The organism is Clostridium punense (assembly GCF_017874425.1).
Taxonomy (GTDB): domain Bacteria; phylum Bacillota; class Clostridia; order Clostridiales; family Clostridiaceae; genus Clostridium_J; species Clostridium_J punense.
In genome coordinates, this window is sequence record NZ_JAGGLL010000009.1 from 101,284 (window position 1) to 125,920 (window position 24,637).

Genomic DNA, 24,637 nt, shown 5'->3' on the forward strand with positions numbered 1-24,637 from the left:
TAATTATACACTAATAACCCTATTTATAATACAGCGGTGTTAATAAATATATTCGTAATAATTTATTTAACATGAATATTTTACAACTAATTATAATATAAAGAAATATAAAATTAACTTTAGACATATGAATTATTTGTGTCTTAGATTATAAAGGGGGAACCAGTAACATGAAAACTGAAAATCTACAAAAGCTTCAATTAGGTGTTAAATACCTTGCCTTTTTTACTGTTGCAATTGGTTTATTTTTATTAAGCTATAGCTTTTTTAGTAAAACTGCTTATAAGGGCTATGATAGATATCTTGTTAATAAAATTTCGGAAATTCAAAAAATCAATGATAAATCTAAAGATTTCACTTCGGAAGATTCCATTGATAAGGATAAGGCAGTTAAAAAACTTCCTATTATTAACTCAGATTTAAATGCTGTAAGAAATGATTTAACCTCAAAAGCTCCTGAAGAAAGTAATGAAAACTATGATAACCTAGTTAAAGGCCTTGAAAGTAATATTTTAATAATTCAGCAACTGGAGGCTATGGTTAATAATCCTATGGGGAAGGATATAGATAAAGCCAGCGAAAATTTAAAAACCTATGCAGACACCACAAATAATTATTATAGTTTGATAAATATAAAAAATATAAATTTTTCTATTGGAAAGCAATTATCCTTAGCTCTTGATAACACAATTAAATACTGTAGAACCTCTAATAATCTTTTAAAACAAGCAGAAATTAAAGTTGACCAGTACAGTAGTTTTATAACAAAGATAGATGAACTTAATACCTTATTTCAAAATAATAAAGTTGACTACTATCCTGAAGCTTTAAAGGCAAGAAAAAATCAAGTTAGTTACGAGCTTACAATTTCTAATATAGATAGAAATATAACTACTTTTGAAACGATTAAAAAATCTCTTGAAGGCATGGTGATTCCTAATGACACCTTAGAGCTTTACAGATCCTTTAATGCTGTAATTGACCAGTACTATGACTACTTAAAAAATACTAAATATGCCCTTGCCACAGAGAGTGTTCACAATATTAATGGAGATGCTAAGGAAGAATTCTTAGATACTTTATATGTGAATTCTAAAAAATTATATAGTGAAGTAGCCGTTAAACATAAGGGCTTTTTAAAAGACTATGAAAAGTTTAAAAAGAGCAAACAATAATAAAATTTTATGTATTACTTTTAAAAATTAGGGCACTATATGAAGTGAAAGAGGAGATGAGTTTTATGAAAAAATTAATAATTGGTTTGTTGCTTATTGTTGGTTTTGCAGGTATACCATCCCTTGAACCTGACACGCTAAACAGATTTAATACTGGTCGACTTCAAGTAATGAATTATATGCCCTAAATAGATTACTCTCAAAAACACTTTTATAAACTCATATTGTAATCCTTGCTATGATAATTTAGTATCATAGCTTTTATTTTGCTTTATTTTATTTTTATTTTTCATTTACTTGCCTGGATTATGTTTATTCTGAAGACGTTATAGGCTAATTTTTTTTACATGTTCTTAAACCTTATATATTCTTTCTTAGTAGTTATCCTGCTAAAAAGGTTTCAGCTCCTATTTTGATCTTAGAGTTAAAAACTTCAAGTCTAAGAGTAAAAAAAGCACTAGGAGTTTATTGTTTCCCAATGCTTTAAAAATATTAGTTTCTTATAATCTATAGAATGGAATAAATGTATTGCATCTTCTATAGATAATTCTATTTTTCATTCTCTTTAATATTGGTCTTAACCCCTTATATTATTTATTTCTGCTTAAGTTATCAATATAAGAAACTGCGCTTAAAGCTGCTACTAAGCCTTCCCCTGCTGCTTTAATATATTGATAAGGTCTTCCTGTGCAATCTCCTGCAGCATAGCATCCTTTTAAATTTGTGGACATGTCTCTATTTACTTTTATATGTCCGTCTTCTGTTTCAAGACCCGCAACCAATTGCTTTGGAGATATGGTATCTCTTAAAATAAATACTCCATCCGCTGACAAAGTTTCATTTGAAAGTATCACTTCTCTCTTATCCCCTTGTTCTCTTATTTCCTTTGGAACTCCCTTTATAATTTCTATTCCTTCATTTAAGTTATAGTTCCCTTTATATAGAGGTACATAGTAAAGCTTATTGCAGATTTCCTTTACGTAGTTAGCTTCGTCTTCTCCACTTTCCCCTTGAGCTATAATTATTACATCTTTTCCTTTATAAAGTGGTGCATCACAGGTTGCACAATAGCCCACACCTCTACCTAAAAGCTCTTCTTCTCCTATATATGGCTTAGTGTACTCAATTCCAGTGGCCAAAATTAAAGTAGTAGCCTCATACATTTTTTCATTTACCATAAGCGCATAATAATCTCCCATGGCATATACTGCATTAATTCTTTCTTCCGTTATGGAAATATCCATACTATTAATATGTTCTAGGAACTTTTCCTTTAAGTCATTTCCACTTATTCCATGTAAGCCTAAATAATTATCTATTCTTGGGGCTTTAGCAAGCTTAGTACTTAAATTATTTGTTCCAAATATAATTACACTCTTATTTCTTATCTTACAGTTGATAGCTGCCTCAAGCCCCGCCGGTCCTGTACCTATAATTGCTACATCATATCTCTTTTCCATTATCTCACCTACTATTATATATTTTTTCCTTTAAATAATTTTTAGTATTCCCAATTGCACTATGTATAATGTTAGTATTTTTAGTCTTTATAACCTTAACTTTAATTATCAGTAAAATAATACACCACTTAAATGTATTAAGTGGTGGTATATTTTATACGTACTTTTGTAATGACGCTTTTAATTGCTCTTTTGGTTTAAAACCTACCATAGTTTCTACTGGATTTCCATTTTTAAACACCATTAGAGTTGGTATGCTTGCTATTCTAAATTCTTGAGCTATAAGTGGATTATCATCTACATTAACCTTTGCAAATATGATTTCTCCCATTTCATTTGAAAGTTCCTCTACAATTGGAGCCACCATTTTACATGGTCCACACCATGGAGCCCAAAAATCTACTACCACTGGTTTATCAAAATTAGCAATTTCAGTTTTAAAGTTGATATCTCTTAATTCTATCATAGTAACATATACCTCCTGTAAAATTATAAAATAAATAATGAGCAAATTCATTTATTTATGAAAATTAGCCTTGTTTATAAAGCTCTAGGATATGGCTCTATTTTGCATATAATCCTTTTTTATTAATATAAACTTATTCTTATATAGGACTATTTAAAGCTAATTTATTAATATTATTTTGTTCTAAAATTATATTAAAATACTAAGCAAATATTACTGATTTATTATGCTTTTAATAATTGTATTATTGTATTGGGAGTCACGATACTCATTGGCCAGCACATTTGCATATTTTTTAGATTTTTCTTTGTCTATATCTTTATTTATTATAGCTAAGCTGTAAAGGGCTGCCTCAAAATAGTCTCCTTTACTATATTTATTTAGGTAAAGCTCATAATACTTATTGGCATTTTCAACATCATAGATCTTTTCATAACAAAAGCCTAACATATAAGTCATATGGGGGTTTAAGTAACTTTCCTCACTATATTTAAATACTTTATTAAAGTTCACCAAGCCTTGCTTATAATCATTATTTTTCACAGCATCCATTCCTAAATTGTAGAAATGGTCTACTCCAGAAGCCTTGATTTTCTCTTCAACTCTTATTAATAAAGCTTTTTCATTTAAGTTGAGACTTTCCTTATTATAGGTTTCTAAGTAATTTAATAATAATTCATAGTTATTGCCTTCTAAGTCCCTTTGCACTGCTTCAAAGTTAAAGGATGGCTGTATTTCTTTAGCTGCATTACTTTCATCCTGATGCAGCTTAGGTGCTTCTTCCTTAAATTCCTCACTAACATTGTCCCTATTAGAAGAGTTTTCAGAACCTCCTATAGATTTATTACTGTCACTACTCATATTGTTTTGTTCTACTTTAATTTTGGTAAATTTATCTAATATATTTAATGATTTTATCATATCTCTATTAATATAAACAAATGTTAAAACTATCAATAAAACTCCAATAAGACATGCCATATATATTTTTCTGCTGTTAACTTCCTTTTTTATAACTCCAATATCTTGTAAAGTTTTTTTTGTGTTTAATGCCATATCATTAGACTTATCTATTTTTAAAATCTCATTAATATAATGATTACATTTATCATATTCACCTAACTTCATATAACAATAAGCTAAATAATTCCAAAGGTTTAGTACATTAAAATGAGATTTTTCGCATCCCTTAAATAGTTCTAGGGCTTGATGAATCTTAATTTCTTTGTATAAACTTACCCCTTGAGTAAAAAGTTCCAGAATTTCCTTATCCTTTTTACTGTCGTCTAAATATTTTTTAGAAATTCCATCACCGTTCAGCTTATAGTTAATTCTCCAAGTCATTTGGGCTTCTTCTAAATTTCCTTTAACATAGTGTATTAATCCTTTTAAATTTAAGGCTGGTGAATAATCCCTGGATATAAATAAGCTTTTTTCACAATACTCCAAAGCCTTTTCAATATATCCATCACAATAGTATTCCATTGCTTTTGCATAGTACTTTTTTGTTTTCTCCATAAATTCACCACCTAAAAATAATAAAATCTCACTTATATAATATATCAAATTTTGACAATAAAAGATATATTGAAAATTTCGCAGAACAAATGCGTGTTTTCATACGCTCTTTTAAATAGCTTGCGATTACTTACACTTTTTGCACACCTCTGAAACACGGTAAATACAAGTCATTTAAGGTACTTTTTCGGATAAAAAAGTTGAATTCCTTATATAATAAAAAACTCACCTAATATTTAGGTGAGACATTAAGGTATTATTTTAACATTTTATTTTCTTTATTTGAATCTAATTGTAATTACTCCATCTACAACCTTGTTTTCATCAAAAATCGATTTCACTTTATAAGTGGAATAAAATATCTACTACATCCTTAAAAATTCCGCAGCGCCAGCTTCTGTAAATTCCTATACCTAAAGCTATTGTTCCAACTATTGTTAGAGTTGTTCCTAGGGCAGCACTTACATCATACTGAAACGCAAAATAAAAACACCCTATTGCTATGAATATAAATACCAAACATGATAATACTTTTTTCATAATATACCCCTCTCTTTTTGATTTTTAACCCAATATGAGCTTTTTAAATTCACTACGGCCTTTAAAGCCACTTTCAAACTTCTGGATTTCCCCATGTTAAAGCAATATTATCTTATAACTTATTTAGTTTAATTTTAATTCATCTTCTTAAAGTAACTTGAAAGATTAAAAAATAAAAACCTATACATAAATAGCCCAAAAGCTATGAACAAAACAAAATTTAACACATAAAACTTATCGAGAAAAAAATCACTTTGATATGTTAAAAAACTTACTAAAAAAGCACCTAGGAATTCCACTTTATTTTCCTTACTTTCTAATTTGTAAGAGAATTTGTGCAAGTTAAATACATCCCTAAACTTTTCAGATCTAGTACCTCTAAAAAGACCAATTGATAGACCAACTACCACTAACACAAGTGTTACAGATGCCTTTGTAATTAGTGCCCATAAATTTAACAAAACTAGCATTATTATAATAAAACTCATCCCAAGATCCCCCTAAAAATACATGAGAATTTTATTTCTTTTTATTAAATTGATTGTTTAATATTTGTCGCCATCCTTACAATTAAAATATAAGTAAAAGTTATCCCCTAGAACTTCCCTAATCTTCTTATACCTAAGCCCCATTTTTCTGCTGGTTTGTATAGTTGGATATAAGGATAAAATCCCAACAAATACTGATAAACTATAAATAAAATTCTCTGCTCCAAAAACATCAAGGGCCGATAAAAGGCAAAAGATAAATTCGATAGCTACAATTAGAGCTGTTGTCACTAAAATTTAACAACAGCTCCGATAAAGTTATTCTTCTATACTTTCTTTTTGACCATTTTTTTCTTTCTTAGTATGCTCCTTCGATGTTAAAAAAGCTACTATTATAATCATCAAAATCGCAGCTACTGTAATTAAACACTTAAACGTTATGTGTCCCATTCTCCCTCAACCGCCTACCCCTTAAATGTATTTCATACTGAATTAAACAATGCACAATCTTATTTTTTAAAGTAACTTTAGAAAAAACTAACTCTCACCCAAATAAAATTCTTCAATTATACTTTAAAAACATGGCAAATTTAAATTTCACTAGATTATACAATTATTATACTTAATAAAACACATTTTCGCAACGTAATTCCAAATTATTTTATTGCATATTTTTCCTCGTTGTTTATATTCCTATATTTTTTATATTTATGACACTTTTATTTATAATTTTACTTTTATACTCAAATTAAAGCAACTCAGTTTAACCTTATTAACGTTTCTCATTTATTGAAGCCATAGGTTAAATATGTAAATTATCTCATTAAATTCATGGATATCTTTCTCAATTTAAGGAACCTTTTAGGAGACTGAACTTATAACTAATGGATAAATTTATTCAATTTTTTTAACCCCTGAAAGTCTATACTACATAGAACTAATGTCAGAACCTACCTTGGTTCCATTAAGACTTTTCTAGTATTAATAAAACTTATCATAAATAAGTTAGACTTTTTCTAAGAAGTTATCTACAAAAGGCTTTTAAAACTTACTTCTAATTAAGATTAAACCCCATGAAGCTTTCCTTTTTAGCTTCACGGGGTTTTAATTGCTTTTATATTACTATTATTGTGTATCTACTTGTTCCTTATAGCTATTCATAGCATCATCATACATAGCCTTTGTTATTTTTAACTGATTTCCTTCTCTTACTACTGACTTAATTCTTTCATTGCTTCCTTGAACTTTATAAACTAAATATTCTTCTCCAGTTTTCACATTAATCAACTGAACTTCTACGCCATTTATTAATGTTCCATAGCCTAAACCATTAACAACTATTAAATTCTCATCATCATACCAGTTTATTAACAGTGGTGAGCTTTGTTTTCCATCATCTTTAATAGCATACTTATACATTGTATTACTATCTTTATCTTTTATAAATATTGTACCTATACCTTCTTCTTGAGCATTGTTTCCTTTGCCTTCTATAGTTGCTTCTAAATTTTTAGCAATCTTCCAAGTAGAATTGAACTCTATTTTTGTATCCATTGGAACTTTTGTCATATCATACTTATCTACTTTTTCTCTATCTTGCACTTTAGCATCACTTGTTATATTAGTTACTTCATTATTTACTATACTTTCAGTACTTTCATTTTTGCTTGGTTTTGCAACATCAGTAGCCTGCTTTGTTTGTAATGAAGCTGATTCTTTATTTGCACCACTTCCTAAATATTTTGTGGCCATTGGTGTTAAGAAACCTAGAAGAAAAAATACTGCTGCTATTGCAATACCCTTCCCATAATTGCTTTTTCTTTTCATAATCTTAAGTCCTCCCTTGTTATACTTTTCTCTGTCGATTGAAGCCATAATTTTATTTCTAGAACTATTAAAATTCATATTTTCCAGTTTAAGCTCTTCATTAAAAGCTTTATCAATTAAAATTTCTTCCTCATAATATTTACTGCAGCTTTCGCATTCTAAAAGGTGTTTTTTTATTTCATAATCCATTTCTTCTGACAAGGTGCCATCTATATACTCAATAATTCTATCTTTGCACTCATTACAATTCATACCTTTCTCACCTCTCTTACTTTTTAGAAAAGCTTTTATAGTTTTCTCTTATTTTATAATATCTTCTTTTAGCAGTAGATTCAGTAAGTCCTAATATTTCTGCTATGTCTGTAAAAGTTAAATTTTCAGTGTACCTTAGCATAAGTATCTGCCTATCTGTATCTTCAAGAGTTTTTATATATTCTTTAACACTATTTTTAACCTCTCTATATTCTGCACTCTCTTGTGGGGACATATCCTGAGATGACAAGTCATAAGCCTCATCTATATTTCCCTCATAGACCTTTTTGTTTTTTCTAATATAATCAATAGTTTTGTTTTTTGAAATTTGTAATATCCAATTAGAAAAACTATGCTTTCTGTCATACATTTCTAATTTATTATAAATAGTTATAAAAACCTCTTGAGTAATATCTTCTGCTGCTTCCTTTTGTTTTATCATATTATATACAAATCTTAAGACCATAACTTCATATTTATTTACAAGGTTATTAAAGCTTTCTATGTCACCTTGTAATACTTTATCAACCAGCCTAATATCTTCTAGTAACATGTCACTTTTCATACCCACCATTCTCTGTACCCCTCTTTATATAATTAATACGAAACAAACTTTATAAAAGTTCACAAAAATAATTAAAAAATTTAAATTCTTCACTTTTCTACATTTTTGTAAGTTAATATCAACTTAAATCAAAAATAATACTAATTTATTCCTTACCGTATCCTTCTACTATTTTATTAATATAGTCTTTTATTTCTTCTAACCTGTGTGCTTTACTTCTGACACAAGAGTGTGCTTCATTTTCACATAGGAAGCATCGTCTTCTTGCTATTTGCACTTCTTCTCTGCTAATTCCAATTCCTAACTCATCATACACATCTATATCAGCTAACCTTCCTAGAGGATGAAGTTCTTCAATTTTAACAGCTCCCCTTTTCACTTCCTTTGAAGTCTTATCTATTATAAGTATAGCGATTGGCCCTTCATAGGTAATATTATATAAATCATAAGTTATACTTCCCTTAAAGACCTCCTTAGCTTCCTCTAGTAGGGTGGCTACAATCTTTATAGACTCTTCATTTATTTTATATAAACCTGGATAATTTGCTCTTATGCATATAACAGTTTTTTTATACTTTTCACTTAAATTTCTTATTAAATCTGCTCTCTCTTCACGTGCATAGAGCAGTTTATTAAATACCTCTTCCTCTTTACAATTTATATAATAATCCTTAATTTCTTTCTTACAGTGTTCTATTTTCATTATATATCATCACTAGTTAATGAGGAGAATCTGATAACTTGATTCTCTCCCTAATAACTCTTCCTTCCTCAGTTAATAAGAAGTCATAAGTAACCTTTGGTACTATTTTTTTTACTTCCTCCAAATTATCTTCTTTTATAAGTCGTCTTACCCTTGAAGCACTAATTGGAAGCCCTAGTTCCTCTTTTCTATACACTTCAGTTACTTCTATTCCATACTTAGGAAGTACCTTATGCAGTGCTTTATTATAAGAACTGGTTACCTCACAGTATGGCTCATTTCCAACGAATCTTTTCTTTATATTAAATTTATTTGCAAAATGCTTACCAAAAATAGTAGCATCTAAAGAGGTATATCCTTCTAAAACCTGATCTTTCCTTCTTAAAAAGTAGGATGGAAAGGTTGCTGAGGAAATTATATATTCTCCACCCTCAATAATCTTTACATTACTAAGGTGGCTAGTTCCTTCTTTAACTAACTTATATCTTACTTCAAAAGGAAATAGAGATTTATTTTCTTCTACTACAAAAACTAAAAGCTCTTCGCAGTTTCTTGATGCCTCTTCAATTAAATAAAGATGACCTAAAGTTAAGGGATTACAATTTACCACCATAGCAGCTCTTTGCTTTTCCCCTAAAATATCATACTTTTTCCCTAGTTTGTTTAAGTAACTTTCTATGTTATATACTCCATTTTCAAGAAGGGTAACCTTGCTAACACTAGCTACTTCCTTATAGCCAACCCCTTGAAAGATTTCAAGATTTTCTGGCTTTGTAAAAATAAAGCTATGATACATTCCTTCTTCAAATAACTTATCATTTAGAGCATTTATTAAAGTAGCAGTAACTCCTTCTCCTCTTAACTCCTCACTAATAGCAAAACATTTAAAAACTGATTTTGCCTTAGAACAAGTAGCCTTAATGTCCTCTTCTTGTCTTATAACTACTGTATAATCCACATCATTATCTAAATCTAAATTAAAGCTTTTTAGAAAGCTTCTAACTTCTTCAACATTTTTTTCATTCTTTAAGTTAACTTTTTCTACATTTAAGTTGTACATACACTAACTCTCCTAACTTTTGTACGGGTACTCTCTTAATAAACTCCTTTAAGAATATTACACCCTTAGAACTTTTACTTACTTTTTAACTTTCTAATTAAAAGTCCACTACTACATAATATAGGTAATGATTAGTAATATTATAACACAGGAAGGTAATCTTAACCATGAATGGTGTTTTATTTTCAGATGCCTTATGAAAAGAAAAAAACTGTCCTGAAGAAGTTAGTACAACAATTGCATCTCTAACTTCTCTAAGACAGTTTATTATAATTTTTAGTTTATAGTGGTTTTTTAATTACATCTATTACTGTTCCATCTCTGTATTCTACAACTGCTACAACCTCATCAGATAAGTCTATAGCTTTTGGAGTTCCTGTGATTTTTTCAGCTACTTCCTTAAGCTCTTCAATAGTCATTACTGGAAGATTTGTAGCTTTTAATTTTTGGATTAAATCCTGTCTTCTTGGATTTACCGCTATTCCTCTTTCAGTAACAATTACATCTATGCTCTCACCTGGAGTAGTCACAGTTGTAACCTTATCCTTTATAATTGGAAGTCTTGCCTTTGTAAGCTTAGTTACAATAATGCTAAGCTTAGCTCCAGCCGCAGTGTCACTATGTCCACCAGAACCTCCCATTATAGTTCCATCAGAAGCTGTAGTTACGTTTACGTTAAAGTTTGTATCTATTTCTGTAGCTCCTAAAATTACTATATCAAGGTTATTGACTAAAGCTCCCTTGTTGTGTGGGTTTCCATACATGGAAGCTGACATTCTCATATGTTTATGAGAAGATGCATAGGATTCAACTGCTTTTAAGTCAAAGCATTGTACATCAAATAGGTTTCTAAATAAACCTTCTCTGAACATATCTACTAAGTAGCCAGTGATTCCACCTGAAGCAAAGCTTCCTACTATACCTTGCTTTTTCATTATTTCTCTAAGTTCTGCTGCCACAGCTAGAGATATTCCACCTGCTCCTGTTTGAAAGGACATATCTTCTTTAACAAGACCAGAAGCCATCATTACGTCTGTAGCCATTTTTGCTATTTTAAGCCCAATTGGGTCTTTAGTTATTTGAGTTGTTCCTGAAACGATTCCTTTTGGATCTCCAATAGATTCAACCTTAACTACATAATCAACGTAAGTTTGATTTATTTCTATTGGACAGTTTGGATATGGTACTAAGTTATCAGTTATTGCAACTACAGTGTCTGCATACTCTGCATCTGGCACTGCATAGCCTAAAGCTCCACAAGCTGACTTTCCAAAAAGACCACTAATATTACCATATTCATCACAGGTCGGTGATGCAATAAAGGCTATATCGATATGTAGGTCTCCGCTTTCTATAGCTCTAGCTCTTCCACCATGAGTGTGCATTATTGCTGGGTACTTTAATCTTCTCATGGATACTGCCTTTGCTACAGGACCAGACATATAGTTAGCAACTATTTTAGTTACAACACCATTTTCTATATGCTGAACCAATGGTGAATGCACAGGAAATATGGAACTTGCTGCTACAGTTATATCTTTAACTCCTCTTTTTGCAATGGCATCTACCACCATGTTAAGAACATGATCTCCATTTCTTAAATGATGATGGAAGGAGATTGTAATTCCATCTTTAAGTTCTACTTTATCTAAAACTTCTTCAAGGGAATTATATAGCTTTTGATCTCCTGGAGTTACTGGTTTAACCATGACAGCTTGTTTTGCCTTGCTTTCCATATTACTAAAGGCACCTTCAAAAGGGTTAACATCTCCGTAGCCTTCTATATATTCTGGAAGTTCTCTTCCTAATAGGTTTTTCATAATCTCACCTCAAATTTGCATTTTTGCTATTCATATCAGACATGTGCTCTTAAATTTAGTAATTAATTTTTACAGTTATAAAGCAACTAAATTTAAATATGACTTGAATTACACATCTGCCATAAAATTTCTTCATATCTATCTTCTAAAGTTTAGCTTCAATTACTCTAAATTAATCCTAGAACTTTAGCAAGATCTATAGTAGTTTTAGCTCTATTGATAATTGGAGCATCTACCATTTTTCCGTCTAGAGAAAACACTCCCTTACCTTCTCTTTTAGCTTCTTCCATAGCTTCTAAAACTCTTTCTGCATGTCTTATTTCCTCTTTAGTTGGGGCATATACAGAATGAATTGTATCTATTTGTCTTGGATTTATAGAAGCTTTTCCTGTCATTCCAAGAGACTTAGCTTTTCTTGTGTCCTTTTCTAAGCCTTCAAAATCATTAGTATCTGTAAATGGAGTATCAATAGCATCTACTTTCATTGCTTTGCAAGCTACAGCTACCTTATTTCTAGCGTAGAAGATTTCCTCTCCTTCTTTAGTTCTCTTTATTCCTAAATCAGAAGTTAAGTCTTCTCCACCAAGTAGTATTCCTACAATTCTTTTAGAAGCTTTAATTATGTTATAAACATTTTCTACTCCGTAAGCACTTTCTACTAGTGGTATAAGTTTTATGCTTTCTTTTTCAAAGCCTTCTTCTTCTTCAATTTTATCTAGCATTGAATTAATTTCCATAAGCTCTTCTTCAGTAGCTTTTGGAATCATAAGAGCATCTGGCTTTACTCTTGCAATTACATTTATATCCTCACGAGCATATTCAGTAGTTAATGGATTAACTCTAACTACTACTTCTACATCACTATAATCTACATTTTTTATAGCTTCTCTAACTAATATTCTAGCACTATCTTTTTCTGTAAGACTTACCGCATCTTCAAGGTCTAGAATTATAGAGTCTGCACCTAGAATTCCTGCATTTTGAAGCATCCCTGGATTGTTTCCTGGCATGAAAAGCATTGTTCTTCTTAATTTTTTCATTTTAAAACCTCCTACTGTGCTCTCTTAACAGCAGTTTCTACTCTTGCTTTAATTGTGTAATCAAGAGCGCCCTTGTCCTGTGCTTTTACTATAGCATTTTTAACTTCTAAATTTTCTAGAGTTTCAAGGATTACTCTTCTTATTTCTTCACCAAATTGTTTCATTACAATACTTTCAAGCTCAAGCTCTATTCCACCCTCAGGGTTTGGCATCATAACAATATATATATCATTTGATTCTACTGTTCCTGCCTTTGAAATCTTATTGATTTCCATATTATCACCTCAGTATTTCAATTGTTCAATTACTTATAAGTTTTCCTCTATAAGTAATTGTTAATTTCCTTAAAAATATCTACTTAGTGCCTATTATTTAGTTTACATGGCATGATTACCTTGTTTACTAAATCCTTACACAAATATTAAACTACTACTAATTAAATTTATTATTTTCTGCTTTGTAGATAAGCTTCTTTTCCCATTTCGTAAAGGTTGTTTCCTTCACTATCTATAACCACAACTAGTGGTAAGTCTTCCACTTGAAGCTTTCTTATTGCTTCAGCTCCTAAATCCTCATAAGCAACCATTTCTGAAGCCTTAACGCACTTTCCAATTAAAGCCGCAGCTCCACCTATAGCTGCAAAATAAACAGCAGTGTTTTCTTTCATTGACTCAACTACTTGCTGTGATCTTAAACCTTTTCCAACCATTCCTTTTAAGCCTTTTTCTAATAGTTGTGGAGTGTAAGCATCCATTCTATAGCTTGTAGTTGGACCAGCTGAACCAAAAGTCATTCCAGGCTTTGTTGGAGTTGGTCCAACGTAATAAATTACTGAGTCCTTAACATCTATTGGAAGTTCTTCACCTTTTTCTAATAATTCTACTAATCTTTTGTGTGCTGCATCTCTTGCAGTATAAATTGTACCACTTAAAAGCACACTGTCTCCAGCTTTTAAGTCTTTAACCTTTTCTGCTGTAAGTGGTGTAGTTATTCTTTTTTCCATAGGTTATTGTCCCCCTTATTTAATATTAAAGCTCTGCTTCTGCATGTCTTGTAGCATGGCAATTTATATTTACTGCTACAGGAAGTCCTGCAATGTGAGTTGGATAAGTTTCAATATTTACAGCTAAAGCTGTTGTTCTTCCACCAAAACCTTGTGGTCCTATTCCTAAGTTGTTTATCTCTTGTAGTAGTTCTTCCTCTAAGTTTGCATAGTAAGGGTTTGAGTTTCTTTCTTCTACTGGTCTAATTAAGGATTTTTTAGCAAGTGTTGCTGCCTTATCAAAAGTTCCCCCAATTCCTACCCCAACAATGATTGGTGGGCATGGGTTTGGACCTGCTTCCTTAACAGCCTTTAATACAAACTCCTTAACTCCCTTAAGTCCATCTGATGGTTTAAGCATTTTTAATTGACTCATATTCTCAGAACCAAAGCCCTTTGGAGCTACAGTTATTTTAACCTTATCCCCTGGAACTATATTGTAGTATATCATTCCTGGTGTATTGTCTTTTGTATTAACTCTATCTAATGGGTCCTTAACTACTGATTTTCTTAAGAATCCCTCATTGTATCCTCTTCTGATTCCTTCATTTATTGCCTCTTCAAGGTTTCCACCTTCAAAATGAACGTCTTGACCTATTTCTAAGAATACACAAGTTACTCCTGTGTCTTGGCACATTGGCATATCTTCATTTTTTGCTATATTTGCATTTTCTATTATTTGATCTAATATTCCCTTTGCTATATCCCAATCTTCTTTTTCTCTAGCTTGTATTAATCTATTTTTTATATCATCACCTAAGTAGTAGTTTGCATCTATGCAAAGCTGTCTAACAACTTCAGTTACTTTTTCAACATTAATTTGTCTCATTTTCACGCCTCCCTAATTTTTTTGGGTTTTATTTATTTATGAATAAGTTCATTTTCTTCAACGACTTTGGAATGAGATTTAAATAAACAAAGGCACCTTCGTTACACCAAAGTTTAAATTTTAGCAATAAACTCTCGCCTGAAAAGGATTATATAATTCTCCTTCCAAAATTCCATTAGATAAAAATGACCCTATCCATCTTTAAATTATTTGCATAAATCACATTATATATGAGAATATTGTACAAAATAATATATGGAAAAAGGCAGTTTAAATAAACCGCCTTTTCATTTCACCATAGGTGTACTATTTTCTTCTGTTAACTAATGCAATTACTCTATTCATTTCGTTATTAACGATCATGTAACCTTCGTCAACACCCATACCTGGTTTAGCTAAGCATTGGTCTGCTCCACAAGCCATAGCAATGTTAGTGCAAACTTCAGCAGATCTGTTTGTTTCATTACATGTTCCACCACAGTAAGCGCCTATTCCTTTTTCTTTGCAATATAATATTGCTTCTATTATATTGTTTACTCCACCTAAGTCTGGAGTTTTAATTTGAAGCATGTGTCCTGCTTTATTATCAGCAAATAATACAACGTCTTCGTAAGTGTTGCACCATTCATCTGCAACAAGTTCTACGTTTATGCCTCTGTTTTCAAACTCTACTCTTAAGTCTCTTAGTGCTTCCATTTGTCTTTCTCTATGCTCAACGTCCATTGGTCCTTCAATTCTTAATTTGAAAGGTTTAGCAGCTTCTTCTAAAGTTGCAATATAATCAGCCATTGCTTTTATATCGTAATTGAATGCAGCTCCAATTGTTCCATAAACGTCAATGTGGAATACTGGGCTATAATCTTCACTTGTTCTTAATTTAAGAACTCTATCACTTAACCATTTAACATAGTCTTTTAATTTTTCTCCATTGTTACCAAGTTTATCAGCAACATGGTTGATTAGTGCGTGTGGCATTACGTCAGCACCTTTTATAATCATTTTATCAGCATTGATGTATCTATCGTCTCCAGATTGAGTGAAGATAGGAATTCTCTTAATTTCTACTCCTGTGTTGTATTCTTCTTTAACAACTTCAGCCATAGTTACTTTCTTAGCTTTAGCAACTGCATCAAGAATAGCTTGAGTTATTCCATATCTTATTGCAGTATGAAGTCTTTGTCCTCCAACATTCATTTTGTCGAACTCTTCAGCTAAAGCCTTAAAGCTTTCTAATTCTCTTCCTATAAGTTTTGGTGCTATTTCATTTTCTATAACAGGTATAAAATCTTTTGCAAGGAATAGTGGGTCTCTTCCACCTGCTCCAGAGTATTGAACTGCAGCACAATCTCCATGAGCTACTTGACCATCTTCAAGTATTAACATTACAGATATAGACTCCCCAGCTTGTCTTACTGAGCTAAAGCCTTCTGTAACTGGCTCCCCTACATATGTAAATCCATCATGACCAGCGCCTTTTTTTATAGCTCTTTGATCATCAAAATAAAATCCTGTTCTTCCAGCTGAACATACCACATCAACTATTTTCATTATTAATACACCTTACTTTCTTAAAATTCCTTTGTAATATAAATATTATAGGAAACCAAAGCCTAAGCTGCCTACCCCTGAACCTATTTGGGTTCCCTAAGGCTTATATATTTTTAAAGCCTTTTTAAAACATTGCTTTAGTATATTTATAAGAGAATCAAACTTTTATTATATTATTAATTTGTAGCTTGATTCTCTCAAATTTAAATTATTCTGGTCTTCCTACTAGCTTACCTTTTCCTACAGCAAAGATGTCATCAACTGTCATTTGGAATCCAACCTCACGACTTTCGAACTTACCTCTTTCCTCTAATTTTCTCATGTTGTAAGCTTTTATTTCATTTGTAAATGGTACATTACCGAATTTTAAGTATCTAACAGCACCATTGTTATCTCTTGCAGGCATCATTTTACCAGCATTGTATTTGCTTGGCGCAAATGGTACGTCTATGATTCCCATAGCAAAACCTTTAACAGCTCCTACTGCTAAGTCACCATTTCCTACTTCGTAAATCTTATCTATCATGCATTTAGTTTCAGCTTTAATTATTTCTATTTCTTGCTTTAACTCTTGAGACATTGGCATTCTTTGACCTTGTAATAAGTTTAAAGTCATTTTTGTAGCCTTTATTCCTTGAGCATTTGCTTCTTTTGTTGGGATACCAATAGCTTCATGTGGAGTTTTTACTATAACTTTAGTAGCTCCTGCAAGTGCTGCTGCAGCTGCTCCAGTAGAAATTACTCCGAAAGCTTTAGCTTCATCAGCTGGGAATCCACCCATCCACTGATGGAATACAGTTGTTAAGTATACATTCATATGTCCATGAGCTTTTAAGTACTCATCACATTGCTCTTCTAAGGCTCTTATAGCCGCTACGTCTTGGATTAAGTTACCGCATTGACCATATCCAACAGTAATATTTTTAACTCCTTGCTCAGCTGCAAGTAATGCTTCTATTATTGCTACAGCATTTGAAGTACTTGGTGGAACTAATGTACCAGTTAATGGTCCGAATGGCTCTCTGTTTATAGATATTCCTTGTTCTTCATAGAAACCAACTAATCTATCACAGTATTGCCAGTCAAGAATAGTTTTTTCTAATGTAACACTCTTAGCATAAGGGATATTGTAAGAGATACCGCCACCTTCATTTGAAGTCCAGCCTGACGCATGTGTTATTTCTGCAAGTAATCTACCATCTGGAGTACCGTGTCTTGACTCTAAAGGTAAGTTAACAGCTTCAAAAACTTTTCTACAGCCTTTAACACCATGGTTAACTCCTGGGAAACCATTTAATAATGATCTTCCTTCTTTTATACTTTCTTGAATACCAACTTCGCACTCTTCGTATCTATTTTGTCTTGTGTAACTATCTATTGTTGATGGAAGTAAATCTGCTCCACCTTCATCTTGTAAATAGTTAAGTAATTCTATGTGCTTATCTATTAACGCAACCCCTGCTCTTGGTTGTGCTAATGTTATTCCAGCTTCTTTAGCAGCAACTAATTTTTTAGCAAAGTTTTTGTGATCTGGGATTTGTTTATTGTATTCAATAGCTTCTTCAAGATTAATATCCTTACCTGTAGGCCATTGTGCTAAAACTTCTTCTCTTACTTTAAAAAACTCGTCTTGAGTCATTTTTTTATTTTTAAGTTCCACTTTAATTTCCCTCCTGGTGATTACACACTTCAATTAAATATTTTTTCATAATTCTCACGGCTTTATCAGGATAGTCATGAGCTAACAAGCCCATTGCTGATAATATATAAGTTTTATCCAATAAGTAATTTGGATGTTGTGGTCTTAAAGATATAGGGTTTTCCTTACTGAAATTTCCTGCCCTTAAGATATCCGCTGGATTTTTACTATGTACAAGAACTCCACCGGTACCAATCATATATTTAATTTCCATTAAGTCTTTTCCAACTTGATTATAAACAGCACCCATTGGTGTGTATATACTCTCTATAGTTCCACAATGTCTTTCCATTGAAAGTTCTGTAGCAACTTTAGCCATTGCTTCATCAAACTTAACATCTTCCTCAGTTGCAGGTACCATTCTTATATTTTCATTTCTATATCTGCACTTTTCTTCTAAATTGATGCTTCTTTTCTCATCTTTAAGATATGCTCTAAGCTTTCTACTTCCTGCTGCTTCCCACAAGGATACTGCTGAATATCTCATTCCAAGATCTCCTTCAACAGTTCTCTTAGCATAGGGTTCTTCTAGGCCTTTCATATTAACTCCAGGCTTGGTTGGTTCACCTACTGCTATAGAGTGAACATCTGTAGTAGCTCCCCCTATATCAATTATAACTAAGTCTCCAATGCCTTCTTCCTCATCACTGCCCTCACTTAACACCCTAGCAGCCTTTAACACTGCTGCAGGAGTTGGCATAAGTATACCATTGACAAAACTTTCCGCATTAGAAAGTCCCTTAGCATCAGTAATCTTTTCCATAAATACTTTTCTAATTTCTTCCCTAGCTGGCTCAACATTTAAGGTGTTAAGCTGTGGCATAACATTTTGAGTTATGCTGAAATAAAATCCTGCTTCTTTAAAAAGTTCTCTTATTTCATCATTGGCACTTTTATTTCCTGCCACTACTACTGGAAGATTAACATTTCCTTCTACAAGCATCTTTGCATTGTGTAGAATGCACTGTTTATTTCCTCCATTAGTTCCTCCAGCTAGAAGTACTATATCTAAATCGGAATTTCTAATTTCCTCAATTTCATCCTTAGTAAGTTCATAACTGTAAACCTTTAACACTCTTGCCCCAGCACCTAGTGCAGCTCTTTTTGCAGCCTCTGCTGTAAGCTCTGGAACTAGTCCAATAGCAACCATTTTTAGTCCTCCAGCTGCTGAAGAACACGCAAGCTTTTTAACAAAGTTTACATCTTTTCCTTCAAGTTGTTTTTCTAATTTTTCATAGGCCTTGTTAAAACCTATCATGATATCATCTTCAATGGTGGTGATATCTTTTGCAGTAGCTAATATTTCTTCATTGTCAATATCCACTGCTGTAAGCTTTGTATAGGTACTTCCAAAGTCTAAAAGTAAATAAGCATTCACCTAAATCACTCCAGTTGCTTTTAATATAGGCTCTAAAGATTAAGATTTAACTTTTCTCTTAAGTAGCCTTAGGGAACTAACAAAGCTACACTTCTTGCAAAGCTTTGAGTTTTTCCCTTTATTAACAAAGATCCTCTTTTAAATCATGAATTGTTGTTTCTAAAGTAGTTCCTGGTGGGTAAACTCTGTCAAAGCCCATTGCTACGAATCTTTCTTTAACTTCTTCCCAGTTTTGTTTACCTACAACTATGTTTCCTCCAACATATAGCTTTATACCTTTTAATCCTGCCTCATCACATTTTTCTCTAAGTCCTCTACAGTCTATCTCACCATGACCATATAGTGAAGAAACCACGATTGCATCTGCATTAGTCTCAACTGCTGCATTTATGAAGTCCTCTTGTGGTGATAAAACTCCAATGTTGATAACATTAAATCCTGCCTCAGTTAGAGCATAGTCTAATATTTTGTTACCAACTGCATGACAGTCTGCTCCAATAACTCCAAGAACTAAAGTCTTTTTTTCCATTTTAAAAAGCCTCCTAAACAATTAAATGTAATTTTTTTGGTATCTTATTTCTATGATTTTTGATTTAAGCGCTTTAACAGAACCTTCATCTAAGCTATAAGAAAACTCTATAATTTCTTTGTTCTCTTTATTTAGCTTACATACGTCCTTATATCTACCTGGTGTAACAATCAATACATCAGAGTTATCAATTAAACTTCCTAGTTTTTCTTCATCAGTTTCATTGAAGTACTCTACTGGCAAATCATCCAACCCTGCATTTTCTAAAGCAGCTTTAATTTTAAATATAAACTCCTCAGATAAACAAATAAATGCAAATTTTGTATCTGAAGGATGTCTAGCAATTTTTACTATGGACTCTAAATTTGGGTTAATTGCAATTCCTAAAACTTCTTTGTCATAATCCCTTAAAAGATTATTTACTTCATTTACATGATTAAAAGTGGCAATAACTACTTGACACTTTTGTAGCTTGTCTTTAATTTCATCATTTATATTCTCAAGGTCACCTACAGTTAATGGTATTGCATTCATATTGGTAGTTTTAGTTAACTGCTTGCTAAACATTCTAGCCTGCTCTATATTGCACTCAACAAAGGCAGCAGTTATCTTATCCATCAATTGTTTCTTTTCCTTAACTCTATTTGTAACTATCTCTAAGAAATCATCGGCTTCAATTCCTATTTCCAAAGCTTCCTCAAAGGCAAGGTCCACTAGTTTTGTTATTTTCTTTTGGCTGTCTTGACTTTTCCAAGAAACTACTTCTTCTGCTACAAAGGTTCCTTTGCCTTGAATGGATCTTAAAACTCCATTCAATTCAAGTTCCTTATAAGCAGCACTAATTGTATTTCTACTTACCTTAAGCTCTTGAGATAATTCTCGCTCAGTTGGCATCTTGTTTCCAACCTTGAGAGCACCTTCTTTTATAAGGTCCATTATCTGTTTTTTTACTTGAATATATAGTGGCACACCACTTTTTTTATCTAATATAATGTTCACCTTAGCACCTCCCAAGTATTTGGATTAATGGACTAATCCATTGCCAATATCATAATACCATATGGACTAACTTATTTCAAAAGGCTTATATACTCAAATATAAAAAAAAGTCTACTTTATACAAGATAAGTAGACTATTTCCTCTAGTTTTCTCCGTTTTTGAAGTACATGCTTATAGATTTATATAAAGATTCGGCAATTTTAGTTTGATATTCATCTGTACTTAACTTCTTTGCCTCTTCGTTATTGCTTAAAAATCCACATTCTACAATGACCCCTGGCATGGTATCATTGGACCTTAGTACCTTATAGTGTGTTTCAGCTGGCTTAGCTTTTCTTTTATTGGATGGGTCCAAGTCAGTTATTAAATTTTCTTGGACTAAGTTTGCAAAGTTCATACTATCTTCATGTCTTGAATACCACACCTGTGCACCCTTGCAATCAGCTTGTGGGAACTTATTTAAGTGTATACTAACAAATAAATCACATTCAGTATCCTTTTTCATTGCCACACGTTTGTTAAGGTCCTCAATTTTCTTATCTCTAACTGATTTACCCTCTGTATATAGCCCGCTATCCTCATACCTAGTTAAAACAACCTTATATCCATCCTTTTTTAGCAATTCATCTAGCTTTAAAGAAATACTTAAATTAATATTCTTCTCACACACTCCATCACTAGAGCATGCCCCTCCATCAATTCCACCATGACCTGGATCAATTAAAATAACCCTCGTGGTACTATCTTCGAATACAGATAAAAAAGACTTAAAATTAATAGTAAATATTAGGCTTAATGCTAATATTACTACTGATAAAATTACAAACAATCTTTTATTTTTAATCATACACCCACCCTACAAATATTGTTCTGTAATTATATCTATTCAACTTGTCTACATTTTATTAATGCTTTAACTCTTTTATTTCTGTTAAGGCATTCTCTAAGGTCTGAAGACTACTATTGTGAAGTCTAAAACTTGGTATATTCTTTTTCTTTGATATCTTTAATGTTGAAAGCACTAACTTATGTGAAGCTACATCTGTAAACATCACAATATAATCAGGGTTTCCTATCCTTCTTCCTAAATCGCTTGGCATTTTAGTGAAAACCTTAACCTTGCATCCATGTTTTTCACCTGTACTTATGTAAATTCTTTCCATTCTCTCATGTCCACCAATAATAACTACACTCATTAAACTCTCTCCTCTATTAACTTATAGGTAATATGTATATAATTTATTTCTTTATAAAAACTTTCTATTTAAAATAATAACTCTATACTTTTTACTATATGTGCTCTAATGAAAATTAAACTTTCCCAGCTTATACATTAATATCATTTAATATTAATAAAGTGATTTCATATAAGAATCTCTTGATGAACTTTAAAATATATCTTCACTTATAAAACATATATGCTAAAAATATTTAAATCCTAACTTTATGATATTGATAATCAATATCACTTATATTGCTATGATATCATTTCTGGTGAAAGTTGTAAATATAGTTTTTAAAATTGTTACATAGAATTTTAAGTATTACTACTTCTTACTACTACAAGAGAAGTGTATAAAGGTTGACTCAACCCAAACTTCATACAAACTGTTTTAAATCAGCCTTTTCTAATTTCAAATAGTATAATTATAACCTCAAGTTAAGCAAATAAATGTTTTTATAAGTTATCGCCAGAATCAAGAAAATATAGCTTCACTTTAATTTATTATCTTGTAAATAATTTTATATTTTGTAAAAGTTAAAACTATGTCTACTGAAGTTTTCTTTTTATACAAGCACAAGCTTTGCTATAGGGAACTAAAGTTAAACCTTAGCTTATATCTGAGCGCTACCCTGGTTCTCTTAAGGTTTTTGGATATGAATAAATAAAAATCTCATCATAGGGCCCTATAGTTAAAAGTAATTGGATACTTTAAGCCCTTAACTTAACTAGTTCTATTTTTTTATATAAAAAAAGAAACTGCTCACCATGCATACTTGTGCACTATGATACAGTTTCTTTAAAATCCTATTTATGCCTCAATAATTAAGCTTATGACAATATTTCCTTAAAACTAAGCTTCTGTAATTATCTCTGCTATATTCACTGCGTGGTCCCCTATTCTCTCAAAGTTGCTAATTATATCAAGAAATATTGTTCCTACAGTGGCATTACAAACCCCTGCATTAAGTCTATTTATGTGAGAATTTCTTAGTTCTTTTTCTAGACTATCAATTCTTTCTTCTATGCCTCTAACACTAGAAGCCTTTTCCTTATTAAACTCTTTAAAGCACTCTATGCTAAGCTCTAAGGAATTTATAGTATAGTTATACATTCCCATTAGTTCTTTCATAGCTTCTTCAGAAAACTGAAGTCCTTTTGTGATCTTTTCACTTGCTAAATCTGCAATATTTTCAGCGTGATCACCTATACGTTCAATATCATTAACAGCATGGAAATATGCTCCAACTAAAGATTTTTGTTCTTCACCAAGTTCAGAGTTTGATAGTTTTACTAAGAACTTAGTTATATCATTATCTAATAAGTTTATTAACCTCTCATTTTCATAAGCTTTCTTTATTAGAGTATCACTATTTTCATTAAAGCCTTTCATTGCAAGTTCTAAGTTTTCCTTAGCTTTTGTAGCCATCCTTATGATCTCATTAGTAGTTTGACCAAATGCTATTACAGGTGTCTCTAACAGTCTTTCATCAATATACTTTAATCCCATCTCTTCACGCTCATCATCACCAGGGATTATGAAATTTACAAGGGCAACTAAATACTTGATAAACCAAACCAATATAAATGTATTTATAATATTGAATATAGTATGGGCATTAGCAATTTGTCTTTGTACATCAGCACCTGTAGTTCCTGGACTTATCCATGTAACTAGAGCTGTAAATTGGCCTACAAATGGAATAAACATTAATGAACCTATAACGTTAAAAAATAGATGTATTAAAGCTGCTTTTCTTGCAGTTTTTGAAGTTCCTATACTTGCGATTAATGCGGTTACACAAGTTCCTATGTTACATCCGAATAAAATTGGAACTGCTATTTCAAAAGGTAGAGAACCCGTTGATGCTAACGCTACAAGTATTCCTGTCGATGCTGAGGAACTTTGAATTACTGCAGTCATTACCATACCAAGTAAAAGTCCAAGAATAGTATGACCCTTTAATCTTATAATTAAGTTCTTAAAGAAATCAGATTCTGCTAATGGTGACATTGCTGCAGACATTAACTCTAATCCCAAGAATAAAATACCAAAACCTAACACTATGTTTCCTATCTCACGAGCTTTTCTATTTTTTGCAAAAAGCACCATAGCTGCTCCTATAGCTAAGAATAGTGGAGCTATCGCATCAAATTTAAAGGATATTATTTGTGCTGTTATTGTAGTACCAATATTAGCCCCCATTATTACAGCCGCTGCTTGAAATAAATTCATAAGGCCAGCATTAACAAACCCTACAACCATTACTGTTGTTGCACTACTACTTTGTATTACAGCAGTAACTATTGCACCAGTTAAAATACCTTTCACTGGATTTGAAGTTATTTTATCAAATATTCCCTTTAATTTATCTCCTGCGGCATTCTCAAGTCCATCCCCCATCATTTTCATACCGTATAAGAATATACCTAATCCTCCAAAAAGGCTTATAAGCAATAATACGACGTCCATAAG

26 protein-coding genes are annotated in these 24,637 nt (G+C 31.7%); 2 read left to right on the forward strand and 24 right to left on the reverse strand.

Going from position 1 to position 24,637, the window contains the following annotated elements; genetic code table 11:
• Positions 1-170: 170 nt before the first annotated feature.
• Positions 171-1,175, forward strand: a complete 1,005-nt coding sequence (locus J2Z44_RS07250) for a hypothetical protein (protein WP_021285489.1) — start codon at positions 171-173, stop codon at positions 1,173-1,175.
• 56 nt (positions 1,176-1,231) lie between these two features.
• A complete protein-coding gene (locus J2Z44_RS21790; protein WP_278245318.1) occupies positions 1,232-1,363 on the forward strand; it encodes a hypothetical protein in 132 nt (43 codons plus the stop codon).
• Between the two features lie 402 nt (positions 1,364-1,765).
• On the opposite strand, the gene J2Z44_RS07255 is transcribed toward J2Z44_RS21790, so the two are convergent.
• The 24 genes from J2Z44_RS07255 to J2Z44_RS07365 all read right to left on the reverse strand — a co-directional run bounded on the left by J2Z44_RS07255 (position 1,766) and on the right by J2Z44_RS07365 (position 24,634).
• Complete coding sequence (locus J2Z44_RS07255; protein WP_209649451.1) at positions 1,766-2,635, reverse strand: NAD(P)/FAD-dependent oxidoreductase; 870 nt, start codon at positions 2,633-2,635, stop codon at positions 1,766-1,768.
• Positions 2,636-2,789: 154 nt separating this feature from the next.
• On the reverse strand, positions 2,790-3,101 hold the full coding sequence (gene trxA, locus J2Z44_RS07260) for a thioredoxin (protein ID WP_021285485.1): 312 nt from the start codon (positions 3,099-3,101) through the stop codon (positions 2,790-2,792).
• Positions 3,102-3,314: 213 nt separating this feature from the next.
• A complete protein-coding gene (locus tag J2Z44_RS07265) occupies positions 3,315-4,619 on the reverse strand; it encodes a tetratricopeptide repeat protein (protein WP_209649452.1) in 1,305 nt (434 codons plus the stop codon).
• A gap of 342 nt (positions 4,620-4,961) precedes the next feature.
• Complete coding sequence (locus tag J2Z44_RS07270; RefSeq protein WP_021285482.1) at positions 4,962-5,159, reverse strand: hypothetical protein; 198 nt, start codon at positions 5,157-5,159, stop codon at positions 4,962-4,964.
• 134 nt (positions 5,160-5,293) lie between these two features.
• Positions 5,294-5,647: a hypothetical protein gene (locus tag J2Z44_RS07275; RefSeq protein WP_209649453.1), complete on the reverse strand. Its 354-nt coding sequence runs from the start codon at positions 5,645-5,647 to the stop codon at positions 5,294-5,296.
• A gap of 57 nt (positions 5,648-5,704) precedes the next feature.
• A complete protein-coding gene (locus tag J2Z44_RS07280) occupies positions 5,705-5,938 on the reverse strand; it encodes a hypothetical protein (RefSeq protein WP_021285480.1) in 234 nt (77 codons plus the stop codon).
• Between the two features lie 27 nt (positions 5,939-5,965).
• The gene (locus J2Z44_RS21795) at positions 5,966-6,097 is read right to left on the reverse strand and encodes a hypothetical protein (RefSeq protein ID WP_021285479.1); all 132 of its coding nucleotides are present in this window, start codon (positions 6,095-6,097) and stop codon (positions 5,966-5,968) included.
• A 675-nt stretch (positions 6,098-6,772) separates the two neighbouring features.
• Positions 6,773-7,726: a DUF4652 domain-containing protein gene (locus J2Z44_RS07285; RefSeq protein ID WP_021285478.1), complete on the reverse strand. Its 954-nt coding sequence runs from the start codon at positions 7,724-7,726 to the stop codon at positions 6,773-6,775.
• 16 nt (positions 7,727-7,742) lie between these two features.
• Positions 7,743-8,300, reverse strand: a complete 558-nt coding sequence (locus J2Z44_RS07290; RefSeq protein WP_209649454.1) for an RNA polymerase sigma factor — start codon at positions 8,298-8,300, stop codon at positions 7,743-7,745.
• A gap of 136 nt (positions 8,301-8,436) precedes the next feature.
• Positions 8,437-8,994 carry a citrate lyase holo-[acyl-carrier protein] synthase gene (gene citX / locus J2Z44_RS07295; RefSeq protein WP_021285476.1) on the reverse strand — a complete coding sequence of 186 codons (558 nt, stop codon included), beginning with the start codon at positions 8,992-8,994 and terminating at the stop codon, positions 8,437-8,439.
• A gap of 16 nt (positions 8,995-9,010) precedes the next feature.
• Positions 9,011-10,054 (reverse strand): [citrate (pro-3S)-lyase] ligase, encoded by a 1,044-nt coding sequence (gene citC, locus J2Z44_RS07300; protein ID WP_021285475.1) that lies wholly within the window; start codon positions 10,052-10,054, stop codon positions 9,011-9,013.
• A gap of 281 nt (positions 10,055-10,335) precedes the next feature.
• Positions 10,336-11,874, reverse strand: coding sequence for a citrate lyase subunit alpha (citF, locus tag J2Z44_RS07305; RefSeq protein ID WP_209649455.1), 1,539 nt, complete (start codon positions 11,872-11,874; stop codon positions 10,336-10,338).
• Positions 11,875-12,041: 167 nt separating this feature from the next.
• A complete protein-coding gene (locus J2Z44_RS07310) occupies positions 12,042-12,914 on the reverse strand; it encodes an HpcH/HpaI aldolase/citrate lyase family protein (protein ID WP_021285473.1) in 873 nt (290 codons plus the stop codon).
• Between the two features lie 11 nt (positions 12,915-12,925).
• Positions 12,926-13,189: a citrate lyase acyl carrier protein gene (citD, locus tag J2Z44_RS07315; RefSeq protein WP_021285472.1), complete on the reverse strand. Its 264-nt coding sequence runs from the start codon at positions 13,187-13,189 to the stop codon at positions 12,926-12,928.
• A gap of 170 nt (positions 13,190-13,359) precedes the next feature.
• Positions 13,360-13,917: a Fe-S-containing hydro-lyase gene (locus J2Z44_RS07320; protein WP_021285471.1), complete on the reverse strand. Its 558-nt coding sequence runs from the start codon at positions 13,915-13,917 to the stop codon at positions 13,360-13,362.
• Positions 13,918-13,942: 25 nt separating this feature from the next.
• Positions 13,943-14,785 (reverse strand): fumarate hydratase, encoded by an 843-nt coding sequence (locus J2Z44_RS07325; protein WP_021285470.1) that lies wholly within the window; start codon positions 14,783-14,785, stop codon positions 13,943-13,945.
• A 306-nt stretch (positions 14,786-15,091) separates the two neighbouring features.
• Positions 15,092-16,333 (reverse strand): methylaspartate ammonia-lyase, encoded by a 1,242-nt coding sequence (locus J2Z44_RS07330; protein WP_021285469.1) that lies wholly within the window; start codon positions 16,331-16,333, stop codon positions 15,092-15,094.
• Positions 16,334-16,541: 208 nt separating this feature from the next.
• Positions 16,542-17,993: a methylaspartate mutase subunit E gene (locus J2Z44_RS07335; protein ID WP_209649456.1), complete on the reverse strand. Its 1,452-nt coding sequence runs from the start codon at positions 17,991-17,993 to the stop codon at positions 16,542-16,544.
• A gap of 1 nt (position 17,994) precedes the next feature.
• Positions 17,995-19,410 (reverse strand): methylaspartate mutase accessory protein GlmL, encoded by a 1,416-nt coding sequence (glmL, locus tag J2Z44_RS07340; RefSeq protein ID WP_021285467.1) that lies wholly within the window; start codon positions 19,408-19,410, stop codon positions 17,995-17,997.
• Positions 19,411-19,531: 121 nt separating this feature from the next.
• Positions 19,532-19,939 carry a methylaspartate mutase subunit S gene (gene glmS, locus J2Z44_RS07345; protein ID WP_021285466.1) on the reverse strand — a complete coding sequence of 136 codons (408 nt, stop codon included), beginning with the start codon at positions 19,937-19,939 and terminating at the stop codon, positions 19,532-19,534.
• A gap of 21 nt (positions 19,940-19,960) precedes the next feature.
• Positions 19,961-20,938: a GntR family transcriptional regulator gene (locus J2Z44_RS07350; RefSeq protein ID WP_209649457.1), complete on the reverse strand. Its 978-nt coding sequence runs from the start codon at positions 20,936-20,938 to the stop codon at positions 19,961-19,963.
• Positions 20,939-21,081: 143 nt separating this feature from the next.
• The gene (cwlD, locus tag J2Z44_RS07355; protein ID WP_021285463.1) at positions 21,082-21,786 is read right to left on the reverse strand and encodes an N-acetylmuramoyl-L-alanine amidase CwlD; all 705 of its coding nucleotides are present in this window, start codon (positions 21,784-21,786) and stop codon (positions 21,082-21,084) included.
• Positions 21,787-21,844: 58 nt separating this feature from the next.
• Positions 21,845-22,135: a DUF2325 domain-containing protein gene (locus tag J2Z44_RS07360; protein ID WP_021285462.1), complete on the reverse strand. Its 291-nt coding sequence runs from the start codon at positions 22,133-22,135 to the stop codon at positions 21,845-21,847.
• Positions 22,136-23,014: 879 nt separating this feature from the next.
• The gene (locus J2Z44_RS07365; protein ID WP_209649458.1) at positions 23,015-24,634 is read right to left on the reverse strand and encodes a Na/Pi cotransporter family protein; all 1,620 of its coding nucleotides are present in this window, start codon (positions 24,632-24,634) and stop codon (positions 23,015-23,017) included.
• Positions 24,635-24,637 lie beyond the last annotated feature (3 nt).